12 protein-coding genes and 1 pseudogene are annotated in these 14,202 nt (G+C 62.4%); 10 read left to right on the top strand and 3 right to left on the bottom strand.

The genetic code is table 11. The features are described 5' to 3' along the window. The first annotated feature begins 234 nt into the window (after positions 1-234). The 6 genes and pseudogenes from MGMSRV2_RS08370 to MGMSRV2_RS08395 all read left to right on the top strand — a co-directional run bounded on the left by MGMSRV2_RS08370 (position 235) and on the right by MGMSRV2_RS08395 (position 5,228). Positions 235-891, top strand: a complete 657-nt coding sequence (locus MGMSRV2_RS08370) for a response regulator transcription factor (RefSeq protein ID WP_024079907.1) — start codon at positions 235-237, stop codon at positions 889-891. Positions 892-1,006: 115 nt separating this feature from the next. Further along, positions 1,007-1,423, top strand: coding sequence for a hypothetical protein (locus tag MGMSRV2_RS21680; RefSeq protein WP_024079908.1), 417 nt, complete (start codon positions 1,007-1,009; stop codon positions 1,421-1,423). A 94-nt stretch (positions 1,424-1,517) separates the two neighbouring features. Further along, positions 1,518-2,069 (top strand): annotated as a pseudogene (locus MGMSRV2_RS21685) (methyl-accepting chemotaxis protein); the annotation flags it as partial. A gap of 36 nt (positions 2,070-2,105) precedes the next feature. Then, positions 2,106-3,776, top strand: a complete 1,671-nt coding sequence (gene kaiC, locus MGMSRV2_RS08385) for a circadian clock protein KaiC (RefSeq protein WP_024079911.1) — start codon at positions 2,106-2,108, stop codon at positions 3,774-3,776. Between the two features lie 7 nt (positions 3,777-3,783). Next, positions 3,784-4,056: a circadian clock KaiB family protein gene (locus MGMSRV2_RS08390; RefSeq protein ID WP_024079912.1), complete on the top strand. Its 273-nt coding sequence runs from the start codon at positions 3,784-3,786 to the stop codon at positions 4,054-4,056. Continuing rightward, positions 4,053-5,228: a sensor histidine kinase gene (locus tag MGMSRV2_RS08395; protein ID WP_024079913.1), complete on the top strand. Its 1,176-nt coding sequence runs from the start codon at positions 4,053-4,055 to the stop codon at positions 5,226-5,228. The genes MGMSRV2_RS08390 and MGMSRV2_RS08395 overlap by 4 nt, the downstream gene beginning before the upstream one ends. Before the next feature lie 126 nt (positions 5,229-5,354). On the opposite strand, the gene MGMSRV2_RS08400 is transcribed toward MGMSRV2_RS08395, so the two are convergent. Further along, complete coding sequence (locus MGMSRV2_RS08400) at positions 5,355-5,717, bottom strand: phasin family protein (RefSeq protein WP_024079914.1); 363 nt, start codon at positions 5,715-5,717, stop codon at positions 5,355-5,357. A 205-nt stretch (positions 5,718-5,922) separates the two neighbouring features. Between MGMSRV2_RS08400 and MGMSRV2_RS22390 the strand changes: the two genes are divergently transcribed. From MGMSRV2_RS22390 to MGMSRV2_RS08420, 4 genes are all read left to right on the top strand, one after another. Beyond that, complete coding sequence (locus MGMSRV2_RS22390) at positions 5,923-6,213, top strand: ferritin family protein (protein WP_024079915.1); 291 nt, start codon at positions 5,923-5,925, stop codon at positions 6,211-6,213. Between the two features lie 90 nt (positions 6,214-6,303). Then, positions 6,304-8,391, top strand: coding sequence for a catalase (locus MGMSRV2_RS08410; RefSeq protein ID WP_024079917.1), 2,088 nt, complete (start codon positions 6,304-6,306; stop codon positions 8,389-8,391). A 75-nt stretch (positions 8,392-8,466) separates the two neighbouring features. Further along, entirely contained in the window at positions 8,467-9,519 is a 1,053-nt protein-coding gene (locus MGMSRV2_RS08415) for a type III polyketide synthase (RefSeq protein ID WP_024079918.1), read from the top strand. Then, positions 9,516-10,028 carry an isoprenylcysteine carboxyl methyltransferase family protein gene (locus MGMSRV2_RS08420; RefSeq protein WP_024079919.1) on the top strand — a complete coding sequence of 171 codons (513 nt, stop codon included), beginning with the start codon at positions 9,516-9,518 and terminating at the stop codon, positions 10,026-10,028. Before MGMSRV2_RS08415 ends, MGMSRV2_RS08420 begins: the two co-directional genes overlap by 4 nt. Here the strand turns inward: MGMSRV2_RS08420 and fumC are convergent. Continuing rightward, positions 10,017-11,420 carry a class II fumarate hydratase gene (gene fumC, locus MGMSRV2_RS08425; protein ID WP_024079920.1) on the bottom strand — a complete coding sequence of 468 codons (1,404 nt, stop codon included), beginning with the start codon at positions 11,418-11,420 and terminating at the stop codon, positions 10,017-10,019. The two genes, MGMSRV2_RS08420 and fumC, sit on opposite strands and share 12 nt — an antisense overlap. Continuing rightward, positions 11,417-14,119 carry an aconitate hydratase AcnA gene (gene acnA / locus MGMSRV2_RS08430; RefSeq protein WP_024079921.1) on the bottom strand — a complete coding sequence of 901 codons (2,703 nt, stop codon included), beginning with the start codon at positions 14,117-14,119 and terminating at the stop codon, positions 11,417-11,419. Before acnA ends, fumC begins: the two co-directional genes overlap by 4 nt. Positions 14,120-14,202 lie beyond the last annotated feature (83 nt).

Raw genomic sequence — 14,202 nt, forward strand, 5'->3', positions numbered from 1 at the left:
ATACATGGAAAGTGTTGTAAATCGATTCTGGGACGAGGGTAAAAAATCGGCGGCCAAAGTGCTGCTACGCACCATATATAGGAAAAGAGACGTCGCCAGCCGCGCATGGCCGATCGAAACACAAATCGGCAAATGAAGCGATTTCTATCGAAGGATAGCGTTGCCTATTACCACCAATAGGTTGCCTTCTATAACTCGGGTATTAGACATCCAGCTCTGCCCCAAAGGCATTAAATGCATGTATTGATCGCCCATCATCAAAGGCTGTTGCGTGATGGCGTTCGTCCCTTTCTTGTCAAATTGGGAACGAAGGTCGAGATTTTCGACGCCGATTCGCTTGAGCAATCGATTTTCGTCGCCGACCGGGGGGGCTGCGATCTGGCGCTGCTGGGGCACACCATGCCAGGCATGGACAGTGTGGCCGGCATTCGCGTCTTCGCCGAGAAGTTTCCGTCAGCCAAGGTGGTTTTGCTGACCGCCACCGCCGATTCCGCCACGGTGCTGGGGGCGGTCGATGCCGGAGCCCACGGGGTCATCTCCAAGACCATGTCCGGTCGCGGCATGCAGCATGCCCTGCGGTTGATCCTGGCCGGCGAATGCTATCTGCCCCCAAACGTCATCATGGCGCTGGCGCGTTCGAACAATCTGCCGTTGCCGGGGGGGCAATTGCCGGTTTTCAAGTGCCACGGCATTCATTTCTCGCCAGCCGAGACCGAGGTGATCCCCCTCTTATTGGATGGATTACCCAATAAGCTCATCGCCCAACACCTCGGCATCGACGAGGCCGCCACCAAGGCCCGTCTGCGCGGTGTCTACAAGAAGATCGGCGCCACCAATCGCGCCCAAGCGGTGTGGGGGTTGCTGTCTTTAGGCCAGGCACGATCCGGGTAACTATCTTTCGATATGCCCTTCGGTCCATAGGATAGGGTTACCGCCAGCACGCGATGCGCCCAGGATGCCCGGCTATATCTTTAGACTTGTAGATGCGCAGCGAAGGGAATCGGCAATGGCTCTCGTCAAAAAGAACCAGATCAGCGGGCAGGTCGCGATAAAGGCTGACGAGGATGGCGCCGTCGCCAGCGGCAGCAAGCTCTTGGCCGAGGCACAGAAGCGCAAGGCGCGCACCTTCGCCCGTCAACAAAAAGCGGCCGAGCGCATTGCCGCCGCCACCTCGCAATTGGCCAGCGGCATCGCCGAATCGGCCTCTGCCGCCGAGGAACTGCGCAAGGCTTCCGAGCAGATCGCCCAGGGCGCCGAAGAGGCGGCGGGCGCGGCCCAGGAATCGCAGAAGGCGGTCGATCACGGCGCCGGCCTGATCCGCAATCCTCGGCCGCCATTGCCGAGGTCGAGCGGGCGGCGCAATTGTCGAATACCAATGCCGCCGATGCGCTTGCCAAGGCCGAGGTCACCGCCGAGCGGATAACCGCCAGCATAAAGGGCATCGACGGGTTGATCGACGGTGTCATGGGCTCGGTTGAAGCCGGCAAGCAGAGCCGCGAGCAGATGAATGCGCTCGAGCAGATCAGGGGAAGGGATTCGCCATCGTCGCCTCCGAGGTCAAGGCCTTGTCCCTGCAATCGGACCAAGCGGCGGTCGAAATCGGTGCCGGCATCGAAAATCTGGAAAAAACGGTCGGGGCGAGCCTGAACACTGTCATCGGCGAGCGCAACCGCAAGGAAGAAAGCAGTCTGACGGTGATTTCCGAGGCCGTCGGCGAGTTGACCGAAAGCTTGCAGATCCTCATCGCCCAACAACGCGACACCATGACCAAAGTCCAGTACGAGAACGAACGGCTCGGCGAGCCGATCATGCGGATGATCGGCTCTATCCAGTTCCAGGATGTCGTCAAGCAGCGGCTGGAGGCGCTCAACCGCTGCTCCGACCACATTTCCGAGGTTATCGCGACAACCGACGCCGATGTGGCAGCCAGCACGTCCTTGGCCGAGATGAATGGACTGGTGCAATCCCATCTCGAGCAAACGGTAACGTCGGCCATTGCCGAACTCAAAGGCAGTCGTGATTTCACGGCTCAGGGGCAAACCGGAGGAACGTCAATTGAGATGTTTTGAACGAGCCAACAACCAGTCGATTGGAAAGCCCATCTCATGATAGAGCGCAAACCAACCGGGACCCGGGGCCTGGACGCCATTCTCTGCGGCGGCATTCCGGTCGACCGGGCGACCTTGGTTCTGGGCGGACCGGGTGCCGGCAAGACGGTGCTGGCCATGCAGATGCTGGCCAACGCGGCAATAGGCGATAACGAGCGCGGCTTGTTCGTCAGCTTCGAGGAAGCCCCGGACGATCTGATCGCTCACCTGCAAGGCTTCGGTTGGGGCCTCTCCCAGTTGGTGGCCGACGGTCTGATCACCATCATCGATGCTCGCCTGGGTATCGACACAGAGATGACCGGAAGCATCGAACTCGACGGCTTCCTCGGCATGATGGCAGCCCAAGCCCAGGCCTTCGGTGCCACGCGGCTGGTCCTCGACGGCATCGACCTGCTGCTGGCCATGCAGCCCGATCGCGGTCGTCTGCTACAGCAATTGTTTCGTCTGGTGGGCACTCTCCGAAATTTGAAGCTGACCACCATATTGACCATCAAGACGGACGGACTCGGCGGCAATCTGCCGGTGGATGCGGCTCAATATATCGTCGATTGCGTCCTGGCGCTGGAACGTCGCCTGGAAGGCGATGTTTCGGTGGCGACACTGCGGGTGATCAAGGCGCGCGGCGCACCGGTGACCACCAACCGCTTCCCTCTGGCGATCACCGAAGCGGGCCTCGAATTACTCTATCAGGACGTCAATAGCGCTCATCAGGTCTTCTCCGATCGCGTGTCCTCGGGGGTCGAGCGCCTCGACACCATGATGGGGGGCGGGTTATATCGCGGTACGACGGCGCTGATTTCCGGCGCCCCCGGTACCGCCAAGACCACTCTGGCCGGGGCCATGGTCGATGCCGCCTGCCGCCGCGGAGATCGGGCCTTGTTCGTCAGCTTTGACGAGGCCGAGGATCAGATCGTGCGTAACCTGGCCTCGGTTTCGCTCGACCTCGGTCATCATCGCCAGTCCGGCCTGCTGCGCATGGTGAGCATGCGTTCGGCCTCGGCCTCGGCGCAGCAGCATATCCATCGCCTGCGCACGGTGGCGGAAGAGTTCCAGCCGGCCATGCTGGTGATCGATCCGATCTCGGCCCTGGTCAAGGGCGGCGGCAAAGTGATCGCCGACTCGCTGGTCGAAATGCTGGTCGATTTTGTCAAGTCACAGGGCATTACCACCATCTTCACCGCGTTGATCGAAGGGGCCGACCCCGAGCGCGAAATCACCCAAACCCACGTCTCGACCATGGCCGATACCTGGCTGCACCTCACCTTCGTCGCCCATGGCGGCGAACGCAACCGCGCCCTTTCGGTGGTCAAGTCACGCGGTTCGGCGCATTCCTCGCAGGTTCGCGAATTGATCCTGACCGATCGCGGGCCGACGCTGAAGGATGTCTATTCCTCCGGCGGCCATGTGCTGATGGGCACCGCCCGCCTGGAACGTGAAAACGCCGACATGGCGGAACAATTGCGCAGCCGCTTCCGCCGCCAACACGAACGCGTCCGGGTGAGCGCCCAGTTGGACGAACTGAAGGCCCGCATCGCCCTTCTGACCGCCGAAATGGGGGCCAAACAAGCAGAGCAGATGGGGTTGGATGATTTCGACCGGGTGATGGCCGAGCGTGAGGTTGCCGCTGCCGGTTCCGTGCTGGTCTCGCGCTCCGCCGACGGGAGATGAGAAGGACATGAGCGGGAAATTCGAGCTTTATGTCGCCGGGGGGGCAATCAATTCTCAGACAGCGCGGCGAAACCTGGAAACAGCGATGGCACGGATGAATGGCGGCGGCGAAGTCGAGGTTATCGACGTCCTCGCCGACCCCAAGCGGGCCTTGGCCGCCGGCATCCTGCTGACTCCGGCTTTGGTGCGACGCCAGCCCAAGCCGGTGGGTATGCTGCTCGGCACCTTGACGGACCATGAGGTGCTTCTGGCCTTCATCAGACCGGCGGATACGCCATGAGCCTTCCCAAGCTCCCATCCCCCGACATGTTGTTGGCGACGTGGAATGTACTGCTCGACGCCCTTCCCGCCGCTGTCGCCCTGCTCGACGGCGGCGGACGCCCGGTGGTCATCAATGCCGAATGGAAACGCATGGTCGTTGGGGACCATCCATGGCCATTGACCGAGCGCTATCCGTCTCTGGCCGAGAAGAGCGGCTTGTGGAATGCCGCCACCGCCGCCCAGGTCGAGGCGGGTCTGGCCGATGTGCTGGCCGGTCGCCGGGACATGTTTCAGGAAGAGGTAGAAGTGGCGGTCGATATCTTCGGCAGCAGATGGCAGCGGGTGCAGATTCTACCGGTGGACCGAGGCTCGTTCGACGGTGCGGTGGCCATGCATATCGACATCACCCAGCAGCACCGCCTCAGCGACGACCTGCTTGAGCAGAAAGTCAACCTTGAGGACATCAACCGCGAACTCCAGCGGTTCGTTTATGTCGCCTCGCACGATCTGCAGGAACCACTGCGGACCGTCGCCAGTTTCGTCCAGTTGCTGGCGCGCCGCTACAAGGGCCGGCTCGACCCCGACGCCGATGAAATCATCGATTTCGCGGTGAATGGCGCCAAACGGATGTCGGCGCTGATCCAGGATCTCCTCAGTTATTCGCGCCTGACTGGCGCCCACTACCATGTGGCGGAGGTTGATCTCGGCCATGTCGTCCTTGACGTGCTGCGGGGGCTGGACACCCTGGTGGCTGAAACTAAGTCGAACATCGTCGTTCACCCCCTGCCGACCGTGCTGGCTGATCCGATCCGGTTGGCCAGCCTGCTGCAGAACTTGATCAGCAACGCCATCAAGTACCGCCACCCCGACCGGCGGGCCCAGATCGAAATTTTTGCCGTCAACGACGGCGACATGCTGACCATAACGGTGGCTGACAACGGCATCGGCATCGATCCTGCCTACCATGACAAGGTGTTCGAGATGTTCGAGCGCCTCTTCCCCCACGACGGCCGCGACGGTACCGGCATCGGGCTGACCATTGCCCAGCGAATTGTCGAGAGCTACGGCGGTCGCATCTGGGTCGAATCGACCGAGGGTCACGGCAGCACCTTCCTGTTCTCGCTGCCTGCCGGGATGATATCGGCGTGGTCACGACCAACGCCTGTCCTACCGAGCGGGGACAGCCCATAGGTAAAAGTGGGGGGCGACCCGTTCCCCTGATTGCAGAGCATTACTGCGAAATCCGCCCGCCGACATGGCGGCGACGATCCCCATGACCCGAGAATCGTCGCCGCGCAAGCCTAGAACGGGGAGGACCTAGACCTCCTGGAGCCGTTTCTGCATCGGCTCGGTCGAAGCGGAAAGGACGGAGGCGGTGAGTTCAGCGATGGCTCGGCTGTCGGACACCGCAGCGTCGAAGCTTTCCTTGATCAGCCTCTGCTGTACTTCGAAGAACTCCGCCGGAGTCTTCACGGTGGACATCTCCTTGAGGGCGTCACCCATTTTTTCGACATTCCGGGCGGCCAGCTCCTGATAAGCCCTGGCCAGTTCCTGGAAGCCGTCCAAGGCGATGGCTCCGCTCTTGGATATGGCCTTGGCATTGTATTTGGCATCACTTGAGATCTTCTCGACGTTGCCTTTAGCCGTCGCAGTCACATGATCGATGGTGGTTGCAGCCATAACACCTTCTCCTGGATTACTCGTAGGAAAGTAAATCTACTCTCGCCATCCCTGGCGATGGAGAGGCGGAATCTACTCAGTCACGGTGGAAGCTGCTCAGACCGTTGACCTCCAGGGGATTTTCCGACCCTGCCGCCGGATCATCCCACCCGCTACGGTTCCTCATGGTCTCCTCGGGGACGGTTCCACGAACAGAGGGTGCGAGATGGCGGCATCAAGCGCGACATTGCATGAAGACCCGGCACGGCTGGGGCCTGACACCCTTGATCGGCATCGGGCGGCCCTCTCCATCACCGAGGAACAGGAGACGATGGACGATCCTGAACTACAGGCGATTCTGACCTACAGCCACGACGAGAGGCAGACGCACGCCGCCATGCTGTTGGAATGGCTGCGCCGTCACGATGGGGCTGTGGACGATCACCGGAAGGATTCTTGTATCAGGACGGCTCCATTGCCCCATGACACACCGGCAGAACAGCGAGGTAGGAAATGAAATACGGCCTTCTCTGGCTGGTTGGCGTTCCCATCCCAGTCCTGATCCTCATCTATTTCCTTTTCAGATAATTCAGCCTGTGAGGCGGAAATGAAAAAAGATAAGACAAGCAACAGCCCACCCCCCTACGGTGATTCCAAGCTGGCCCGCGGTGGTGAACTGCACCAGACCCGGCAGGGGGAGCATCCCGCGCTGACCACCAACCAGGGCGTTGCGCTCAGCGACAATCAGAATTCGCTGCGGGCCAATCCGCGCGGGCCGACCTTGCTGGAAGACTTCATTCTTCGCGAAAAGATCACCCATTTCGATCACGAGCGTATTCCCGAGCGCATTGTCCACGCCCGCGGCACTGGCGTGCATGGGTTCTTTGAACTGACCCATTCGCTCAAGAAATACACCTCCGCCCTGGTTCTGACCGAGACCGGGGCAAAGACCCCGGTCTTCACGCGCATATCCACGGTGGCCGGCGGCGCCGGGTCGGTCGATACGCCGCGCGATGTTCGCGGATTTGCCGTCAAGTTCTACACCAAGGACGGTAATTGGGATCTCGTCGGCAACAATGTCCCGGTTTTCTTCATCCAGGACGCCATCAAGTTTCCCGATCTCATCCACGCCGTGAAGATGGAGCCCGATCGCGGCTTTCCACAATCGGCAAGCGCCCATGACACCTTCTGGGACTTTATTTCACTGACCCCGGAATCCATGCACATGGTGATGTGGATCATGTCGGACCGCACACTACCCCGGTCGCTGCGGATGATCGAGGGCTTCGGTGTGCACAGCTTCCGCCTGATAAACGACGCGGGCGAAACCACCTTCGTCAAATTCCATTGGCGCCCCCGGCTCGGCCTGCAATCCACCGTTTGGGATGAGGCCGTCAAGATCGCCGGTGCGGATCAGGATTTTCATCGCCGCGACATGTTCGAAGCCGTTTCGACCGGGCAGTTTCCCGAGTGGGATTTCGCGGTTCAGCTGTTCACTCAGAAACAGGCCGATACCTTCCCCTTCGATCATCTGGACGCGACCAAGCTGATTCCCGAGGAACTGATCCCCCTGAAGGTGATCGGCCGCATGGTTCTTGATCGCTGGCCCGACAACTTCTTCGCGGAAACCGAACAGGTGGCCTATTGCCCGGCCAACGTGGTGCCAGGCATCGATTTCTCCAATGACCCGTTGCTGCAAGGCCGCCTGTTTTCCTATATCGATACCCAACTTTCGCGGCTGGGCTCGGCCAATTTCCATCAAATTCCGGTAAACGCCCCCCAATGCCCGTTCGCCAACCATCAGCGCGACGGGCATATGCAGATGGACCAGCCGTCAGGCCGCGTGGCCTATGAGCCCAATTCCCTGTCCACGGATTCGCCGCGGGAAACGGCGGTGGACAGCTTTCATCACGCGGCGATCATGGAGACCGGCGAGAAAGGCCGCATCCGGGCCGAAAGCTTCGCCGATCACTACAGCCAAGCGCGGCAGTTCTATCTCAGCCAATCCCACCCTGAGCAGGCGCATATGGCTTCGGCCCTGGTGTTTGAGCTTTCCAAGGTCGAACACCCCCACGTGCGCGAAGCCATGATCGGGCATCTGCGGCATGTTGACGAAAGGCTGGCCCATCGGGTTGCCGACGGGCTTGGTCTTGAGCACATGCCAGATGCCCCCTGCACCGCGGCGCCAGTACAGGACATGGCGCTTTCACCGGCATTGCGGCTTATCGGCAAAATGCATGACACGCTTGACGGACGTTCCATCGCCATCCTGATCACGGATGGTTCGGACCTTGATACCATCAAGGCGATCAAGACGGCGGCCACCGATGCCGGAGCGACGGTCAAGATCATCGCGCCCAAGCTGGGCGGCGCCCGGTTGGCCGATGGCTCCCTGCGCAAGGCTGACGGGCAGCTTGCCGGCTCGCCGTCGGTTCTGTTCGACGCCGTCGCCGTCATCTTGTCAGAAGACGGCGCCAAGACACTGTCCTCTGACAGTACCGCCATCGATTTCGTTCGCGATGCTTTCGCTCATCTCAAGGCCATTGCCGCCGACGCCGGCGGACGGATGCTGTTGAACGCGGCCAATGTCGGTGTCGATAGGGGAATCGTGGATGCGCAGGCTGGGGACGACTTCATCGCCGCCGCCAAAACCCGCCAGTGGGACCGGGAAAGGCACATCCGAACGCTGGCCTGAATGGGTGAATTCAGCGCCCCTATCCCGAGCCTGACGCGACGGTGACGTTGGGGGGATTTCTGTCGGAGAGAAACAATGCTCCCACCCGCCCAACTGGTTTCCATCGCCACCGCCGTTCCGCCTTTTTGCTTCGAGCAGCGTGATGTTGCCGCTGCGGCCCATCGCGGCTTCGCCGGGCGCTTCGACGATTTCGAGCGTTTGTCGGCGGTGTTTTTGAGTTCGGGAATTCTCCGACGCTACGCGGTGCGCCCGCTCGAATGGTATTTCGAGCCGTTGGGCTGGCCCGAACGCAGCAAGGCCTATCTTGACGGCGGTGTTCAATTGTTCATGGACGCGACGACCAAGGCACTGGACCGTGCCGGACTGACCGCCGCCCAGGTCGACACCGTGGTCACCATCTCATCCACCGGCATCGCCACCCCCAGCCTGGAAGCGCGCGTCGCCGGGCGAATGGGGTTTCGTGCCGATATCGAGCGGGTTCCCGTCTTCGGCCTCGGCTGTGCCGGCGGCGTCACCGGCCTGTCCATCGCGTCGCGTCTGGCCCAGTCTCGTCCCGGCAGCGTCGTGCTGATGGTCGCCATCGAACTGTGTACCCTGGCCTTTCGGCTTGACGAACTGACTAAGGCCAATATCGTCGCCACCGCCCTGTTCGGCGACGGTGCCGCAGCGTGTGTCCTGCGCACCGGGGCGGACGGCCTTGCCGCATTGGAGATGAGCGGCCAACATATCTGGCCCGACACCCTCGACATCATGGGCTGGTCCATTGACCCCCAGGGCTTCGGCGTGATTTTCGACCGCGACATTCCGCCTTTCGCCGAGGCCAACATGAAACCGGCCATTGTCGGCATCCTGGAACGGGCCGGGCTGGGGGTGGACGACATCGACCGCTTCACCTTCCATCCCGGCGGAACCAAGGTCGTGAATGCCCTGGAACGGGCCTTTTCCCTCGGCCAGGGTTCACTGAACCACGAACGGGAAATCTTGGCCGAATATGGCAACATGTCGGCTCCCACCGCCTTGTTCGTACTGGAACGGGTCATCCGGGCCGGGTTGCCGCCGCGGACATTGGTGACGGCCATGGGGCCGGGCTTCACCGCCACCTGCGCCTCGCTGAAGAGAGCGGCATGAACCCGGCCGTCATCCTGCTGGCCATGGTCACCATCGAACGGCTGGCGGAATTATGGCTGGCCCACCGCAATACCCGCATGCTGTTGGCCCAGGGGGCGTTCGAGGTCGCGCCCGAACATTATCGGGTCATCGTCCTGCTGCATGCCCTGTGGCTCGGCGGTTTGTGGCTGCTGGGCTGGTCAAATCCGCTCAACCTGGCGTGGCTGCTGATCTTCCTGGTGCTGCAAGGGTTGCGGGTCTGGGTGCTGATGTCGCTGGGACGACGCTGGACCACCCGCATCATCATTGTCCCCGGCGCCCCGCTGGTGAGTGCCGGTCCCTATCGCTATCTGGCCCACCCAAACTACGTCATCGTCATCGGCGAGATCGCCGTCCTGCCGCTCTGCCTGGGCCTGCCCTGGTATGCCTTGGCGTTCTCCGCCGCCAATGCGGCAATTCTCGCCATTCGTATCCGGTCGGAGAATGTGGCATTGGGCGAGTTGCGCCGTGCCGGCACGTCACGGCTCTAGCTTGGCCGAGCCGATCATGTCCTCCGGCTTGACCCAAGCGTCGAATTGCTCGGCGCTGACATGGCCCAATGCCAGTGCCGCCTGACGGAGCGTGATGTCGTCGTGATGTGCCAGCTTGGCGATTTCGGCGGCGCGGTCATAGCCGATATGGGGCGCCAGTGCCGTCACCAGCATCAGCGAGCGATCCAGCAAAACGGCTATACGCTGTCGGTTGGGTTCGATACCGCGCCCGCAATGGGTCTCGAAACTACTCATGCCATCGGCCAGCAAGCGCACACTCTGCAGCAGGTTATGGGCGATCAGCGGTTTGGTGACGTTCAATTCGAAATTGCCCGCGGCACCGCCCATGGTGATGGCGACGTCGTTGGCCATGACTTGGCAACAGAGCATGGTCAAGGCTTCGCACTGGGTCGGGTTGACCTTGCCCGGCATGATCGAGCTGCCGGGCTCGTTCTCGGGGATCGAAATTTCCCCCAGCCCCGAGCGTGGACCCGAGGCCAGCCAACGGATGTCGTTGGCGATCTTGGTCAGGGCGACCGCCAGTGTCTTGAGCGCGCCATGGGTGGCGACCAAGCCGTCATGGGCGGCCAGCGCGGCGAATTTGTTGGCGGCGGCGGTAAAGGGGAGCCCGCTGCTTCGGGCCAACCCCGCCGCCACCCGGTCGCCGAATTGGGGATGGGTGTTGAGGCCGGTGCCGATTGCGGTGCCGCCGATGGCGAGCGGATAGAGACAGGACAGCAACGAAGTGATGACCGTCTCGGCAAGCTCCAACTGGGCGACGTAGCCGGAAAATTCCTGGCCCAGGGTCAGCGGTGTGGCGTCCTGCAAATGGGTGCGGCCAATCTTGACGATATCGGCGAAGGCGGTGGATTTTGCCGCCAAGGTCTGGCGCAGCCGGGCCAGCGCCGGCAGCAGCCTGCAAACGATGCCGAGTGCGGCGGCCAGATGCATGGCGGTGGGGAAGACGTCGTTGGACGACTGTCCCAGATTGACCTCGTCATTGGGGTGGACGAGGCGGTTTCGCCCCCGTTCACCGCCAAGCAGTTCCGAGGCCCGGTTGGCCAGCACCTCGTTCATGTTCATGTTGGTTTGCGTGCCGGAGCCGGTCTGCCAGACCGACAGGGGGAACTCGTCGGCGTGCCGCCCGGAAAGCACCTCTTGGGCGGCGGCGGCGATAGCTTCCGCCTTGTCCCCGGGCAACAGGCCAAGGTCGCGGTTGACGCGGGCACAGGCGGATTTCACCGAGGCCAGGGCCAGGATGATCTCAGCCGGCATGCGCTCGGTCGAAATGGCGAAGTGTTCAAGCGAGCGCTGGGTCTGGGCGCCCCACAGCCGGTCGGCGGGAACCTCGATGGTGCCGAAAGAATCGTGTTCCGTCCGTGTCGCCCTCATGGCTCGTTCGGTCTCCCCGCCATGTCGCGCAGAACCGCATGCAGGATACCGCCATGGCGGTAATAGTCGAGCTCATCCATGGTATCGATGCGGCACAGCAGCGCAACCGTCAGGCAAGACCCGTCGTTGCGGGTGATCTTGACCGGGATTTGCTGCCGTGGCACCAGCCCGCCGGACAGACCCGCAATGTCGAAGGTCTCGGCTCCGTTCAGTTCCAGGGTCTTGCGGGTGATGCCCTCGGGGAATTGCAGAGGCAGGATGCCCATGCCGACCAGATTGGAACGGTGGATGCGTTCGAAGCTTTCAGCGATCACCACCTTGACCCCCAGCAACTTGGTGCCCTTGGCCGCCCAGTCGCGGGACGAGCCGGTGCCGTATTCCTTGCCCGCCACCACCACCAGGGGCACGCCCGCGGCCTGATAAGCCATGGCGGCATCAAAGATGGACATCAGCTCGCCCGAGGGCTGAAGCCGGGTCATCCCGCCCTCGGTGCCCGACGCCATCTCGTTCTTTAGGCGCACATTGGCGAAGGTGCCCCGGGTCATGACGTCGTCGTTGCCGCGCCGCGAGCCATAGGAGTTGAAGTCGGCCTGAGCGATGCCGCGCCCCAGCAGGAAAACGCCGGCCGGGCTGGTCTTCTTGATGTTGCCGGCCGGGCTGATGTGGTCGGTGGTAATGGAATCGCCCAGCACCGCCAGCAGACGGGCGCCGGTGATATTGGCGAGATCTTCGGGCGGGGCCGCCGCCATGCCGACGAAATAGGGCGGGTTCTTGATATAGGTGGAGGCGCTGTCCCAGGCATAGGTCTGCCCCAGCGGGAACGTCACCGCCTGCCATTGCGGCCCGCCGTCGAAGACATGGGCGTAGCGCCGCCGGAACATGTCGCGGGTCAGGAAGGTGGCGACCGCCGCCTTGATTTCGGCGGCGCTGGGCCAGATATCCTTAAGGGTGATGGCGGTGCCGTCCGTGCCGGTTCCCAAAGGTTCGGTGGCCAGATCCAGATTCATGGTCCCGGCCAGGGCATAGGCGACCACCAGCGGCGGGCTGGCCAGATAGTTGGCCTTGACCTGCGGGCTGATGCGGCCCTCGAAATTGCGGTTGCCCGACAGTACCGCCGCGACCACCAGATCGTTGTCGTCGATGGCCCGGCTGACCGGCTCGTCCAGCGGTCCGGAATTGCCGATGCAGGTGGTGCAGCCGAACCCGGCCACGGTGAAGCCCAGGGCATCCAACGACGCCTGGAGTCCGGCGGCCTTGAGATAGTCCTCCACCACCTGGGAGCCGGGGGCCAGCGAGGTCTTGACCCATGGCTTGCGGGTCAGCCCCTTCTCCACCGCCTTTTGCGCCAGCAGCCCGGCGGCGATCATGACACTGGGGTTGGAGGTGTTGGTGCACGATGTGATGGCGGCGATCACCACATCGCCATGACCGATATCCCCCCGTCCGTCGGACAGCCTGACCTTGGCGGCAAGGTCGGCTCCGGCTTTCAGCCCCGGCAATGCCTCGGCGAAACCTTGCCGCGCCGCCCCCAGGGCGACCCGGTCCTGCGGTCGTTTGGGACCGGCCAACGAGGGCTCGACCGATCCCAGGTCCAGTTCCACAATGGCGGTGAATACCGGATCGGGAGTGGAGCCGTCGCGCCACAGACCCTGCGCCTTGGCATAGGCCTCGACCAGCTTGACCTGAGCCTCATCTCGACCGGTGAAGGTGAGATAGCCGATGGTCTCTGCATCGATGGGAAAGAAACCGCAGGTGGCGCCGTATTCCGGCGCCATGTTGGCGATGGTCAACCGGTCGGCCAGGGCCAGCGCGTCGATTCCCGGGCCGAAAAATTCCACGAACTTGCCCACCACTCCCGCCTCGCGCAGGATCTGGGTCACCGTCAACACCACGTCGGTGGCGGTGATGCCTTCCCGGGTGGAGCCGGTCAGCCGCACCCCCACCACCTCGGGGATCAGCATGGAAATGGGCTGACCCAGCATGGCCGCCTCGGCCTCGATGCCGCCGACGCCCCACCCCAGCACCGCCAACCCGTTGACCATGGTGGTGTGGGAATCAGTGCCGACCAGAGTATCGGGATAGGCCAGTTCAGTATCACCGTCCCGGCTTGTCCACACCACCTGGGCCAGATACTCGCAATTGACCTGATGGCAGATGCCGGTGCCCGGCGGCACCACCCGGAAATTATTGAAGGCGTGCTGGCCCCAGCGCAGGAAGGCGTAGCGCTCGCCGTTGCGCAGAAACTCCAGCCCCATGTTCTGACCCAGGGCGGTCTGAGTGCCGTAGAAATCCACCATCACCGAATGATCGATGACCAGATCCACCGGAATCAGCGGATTGATGCTGGACGGATCACCACCGCGCGCCACAACAGCATCGCGCATGGCCGCCAGATCAACCACCGCCGGAACACCGGTGAAATCCTGCATCAACACGCGGGCCGGACGGTAGGCGATCTCCCGCTCGGCCTTGCCCTGATCCCCAAGCCAGGCGGCGACCGCCTTGATGTCATTGACGGTGACGGAGCGTCCATCCTCCCAGCGCAGCAGGTTCTCCAGCAGCACCTTCAGGGAGAAGGGAAGGCGCGACAGCGGCCCCAGGCTGCCTTCAGCGGCAGCGAGACTGAAATAGTCGTAGCGCCGTCCGTCGACATCAAGGGTCCGACGGGTTTCAAGCGTGTCACAACCGGTGATGGGCACTGGTCATGTCCTCCATGCTCCTGTCGGGATATCCGACAGCCATTACTTACATGGGGACTGCCAAGGGAATTGACAGTGTGGGG

The sequence above is a fragment of the Magnetospirillum gryphiswaldense MSR-1 v2 genome, assembly GCF_000513295.1.
Lineage (GTDB): Bacteria > Pseudomonadota > Alphaproteobacteria > Rhodospirillales > Magnetospirillaceae > Magnetospirillum > Magnetospirillum gryphiswaldense.

Bases quoted from the DNA above. Each gene is read 5' to 3' on its own strand.
- MGMSRV2_RS21680 (WP_024079908.1), top strand. From the start codon at position 1,007: ATGGCTCTCGTCAAAAAGAACCAGATCAGCGGGCAGGTCGCGATAAAG.
- kaiC (WP_024079911.1), top strand. From the start codon at position 2,106: ATGATAGAGCGCAAACCAACCGGGACCCGGGGCCTGGACGCCATTCTC.
- MGMSRV2_RS22390 (WP_024079915.1), top strand. From the start codon at position 5,923: ATGGCGGCATCAAGCGCGACATTGCATGAAGACCCGGCACGGCTGGGG.
- MGMSRV2_RS08415 (WP_024079918.1), top strand. From the start codon at position 8,467: ATGCTCCCACCCGCCCAACTGGTTTCCATCGCCACCGCCGTTCCGCCT.
- MGMSRV2_RS08410 (WP_024079917.1), top strand. From the start codon at position 6,304: ATGAAAAAAGATAAGACAAGCAACAGCCCACCCCCCTACGGTGATTCC.
- MGMSRV2_RS08420 (WP_024079919.1), top strand. From the start codon at position 9,516: ATGAACCCGGCCGTCATCCTGCTGGCCATGGTCACCATCGAACGGCTG.
- MGMSRV2_RS08390 (WP_024079912.1), top strand. From the start codon at position 3,784: ATGAGCGGGAAATTCGAGCTTTATGTCGCCGGGGGGGCAATCAATTCT.
- MGMSRV2_RS08400 (WP_024079914.1), bottom strand. From the start codon at position 5,717: ATGGCTGCAACCACCATCGATCATGTGACTGCGACGGCTAAAGGCAAC.
- MGMSRV2_RS08370 (WP_024079907.1), top strand. From the start codon at position 235: ATGCATGTATTGATCGCCCATCATCAAAGGCTGTTGCGTGATGGCGTT.
- MGMSRV2_RS08395 (WP_024079913.1), top strand. From the start codon at position 4,053: ATGAGCCTTCCCAAGCTCCCATCCCCCGACATGTTGTTGGCGACGTGG.
- fumC (WP_024079920.1), bottom strand. From the start codon at position 11,420: ATGAGGGCGACACGGACGGAACACGATTCTTTCGGCACCATCGAGGTT.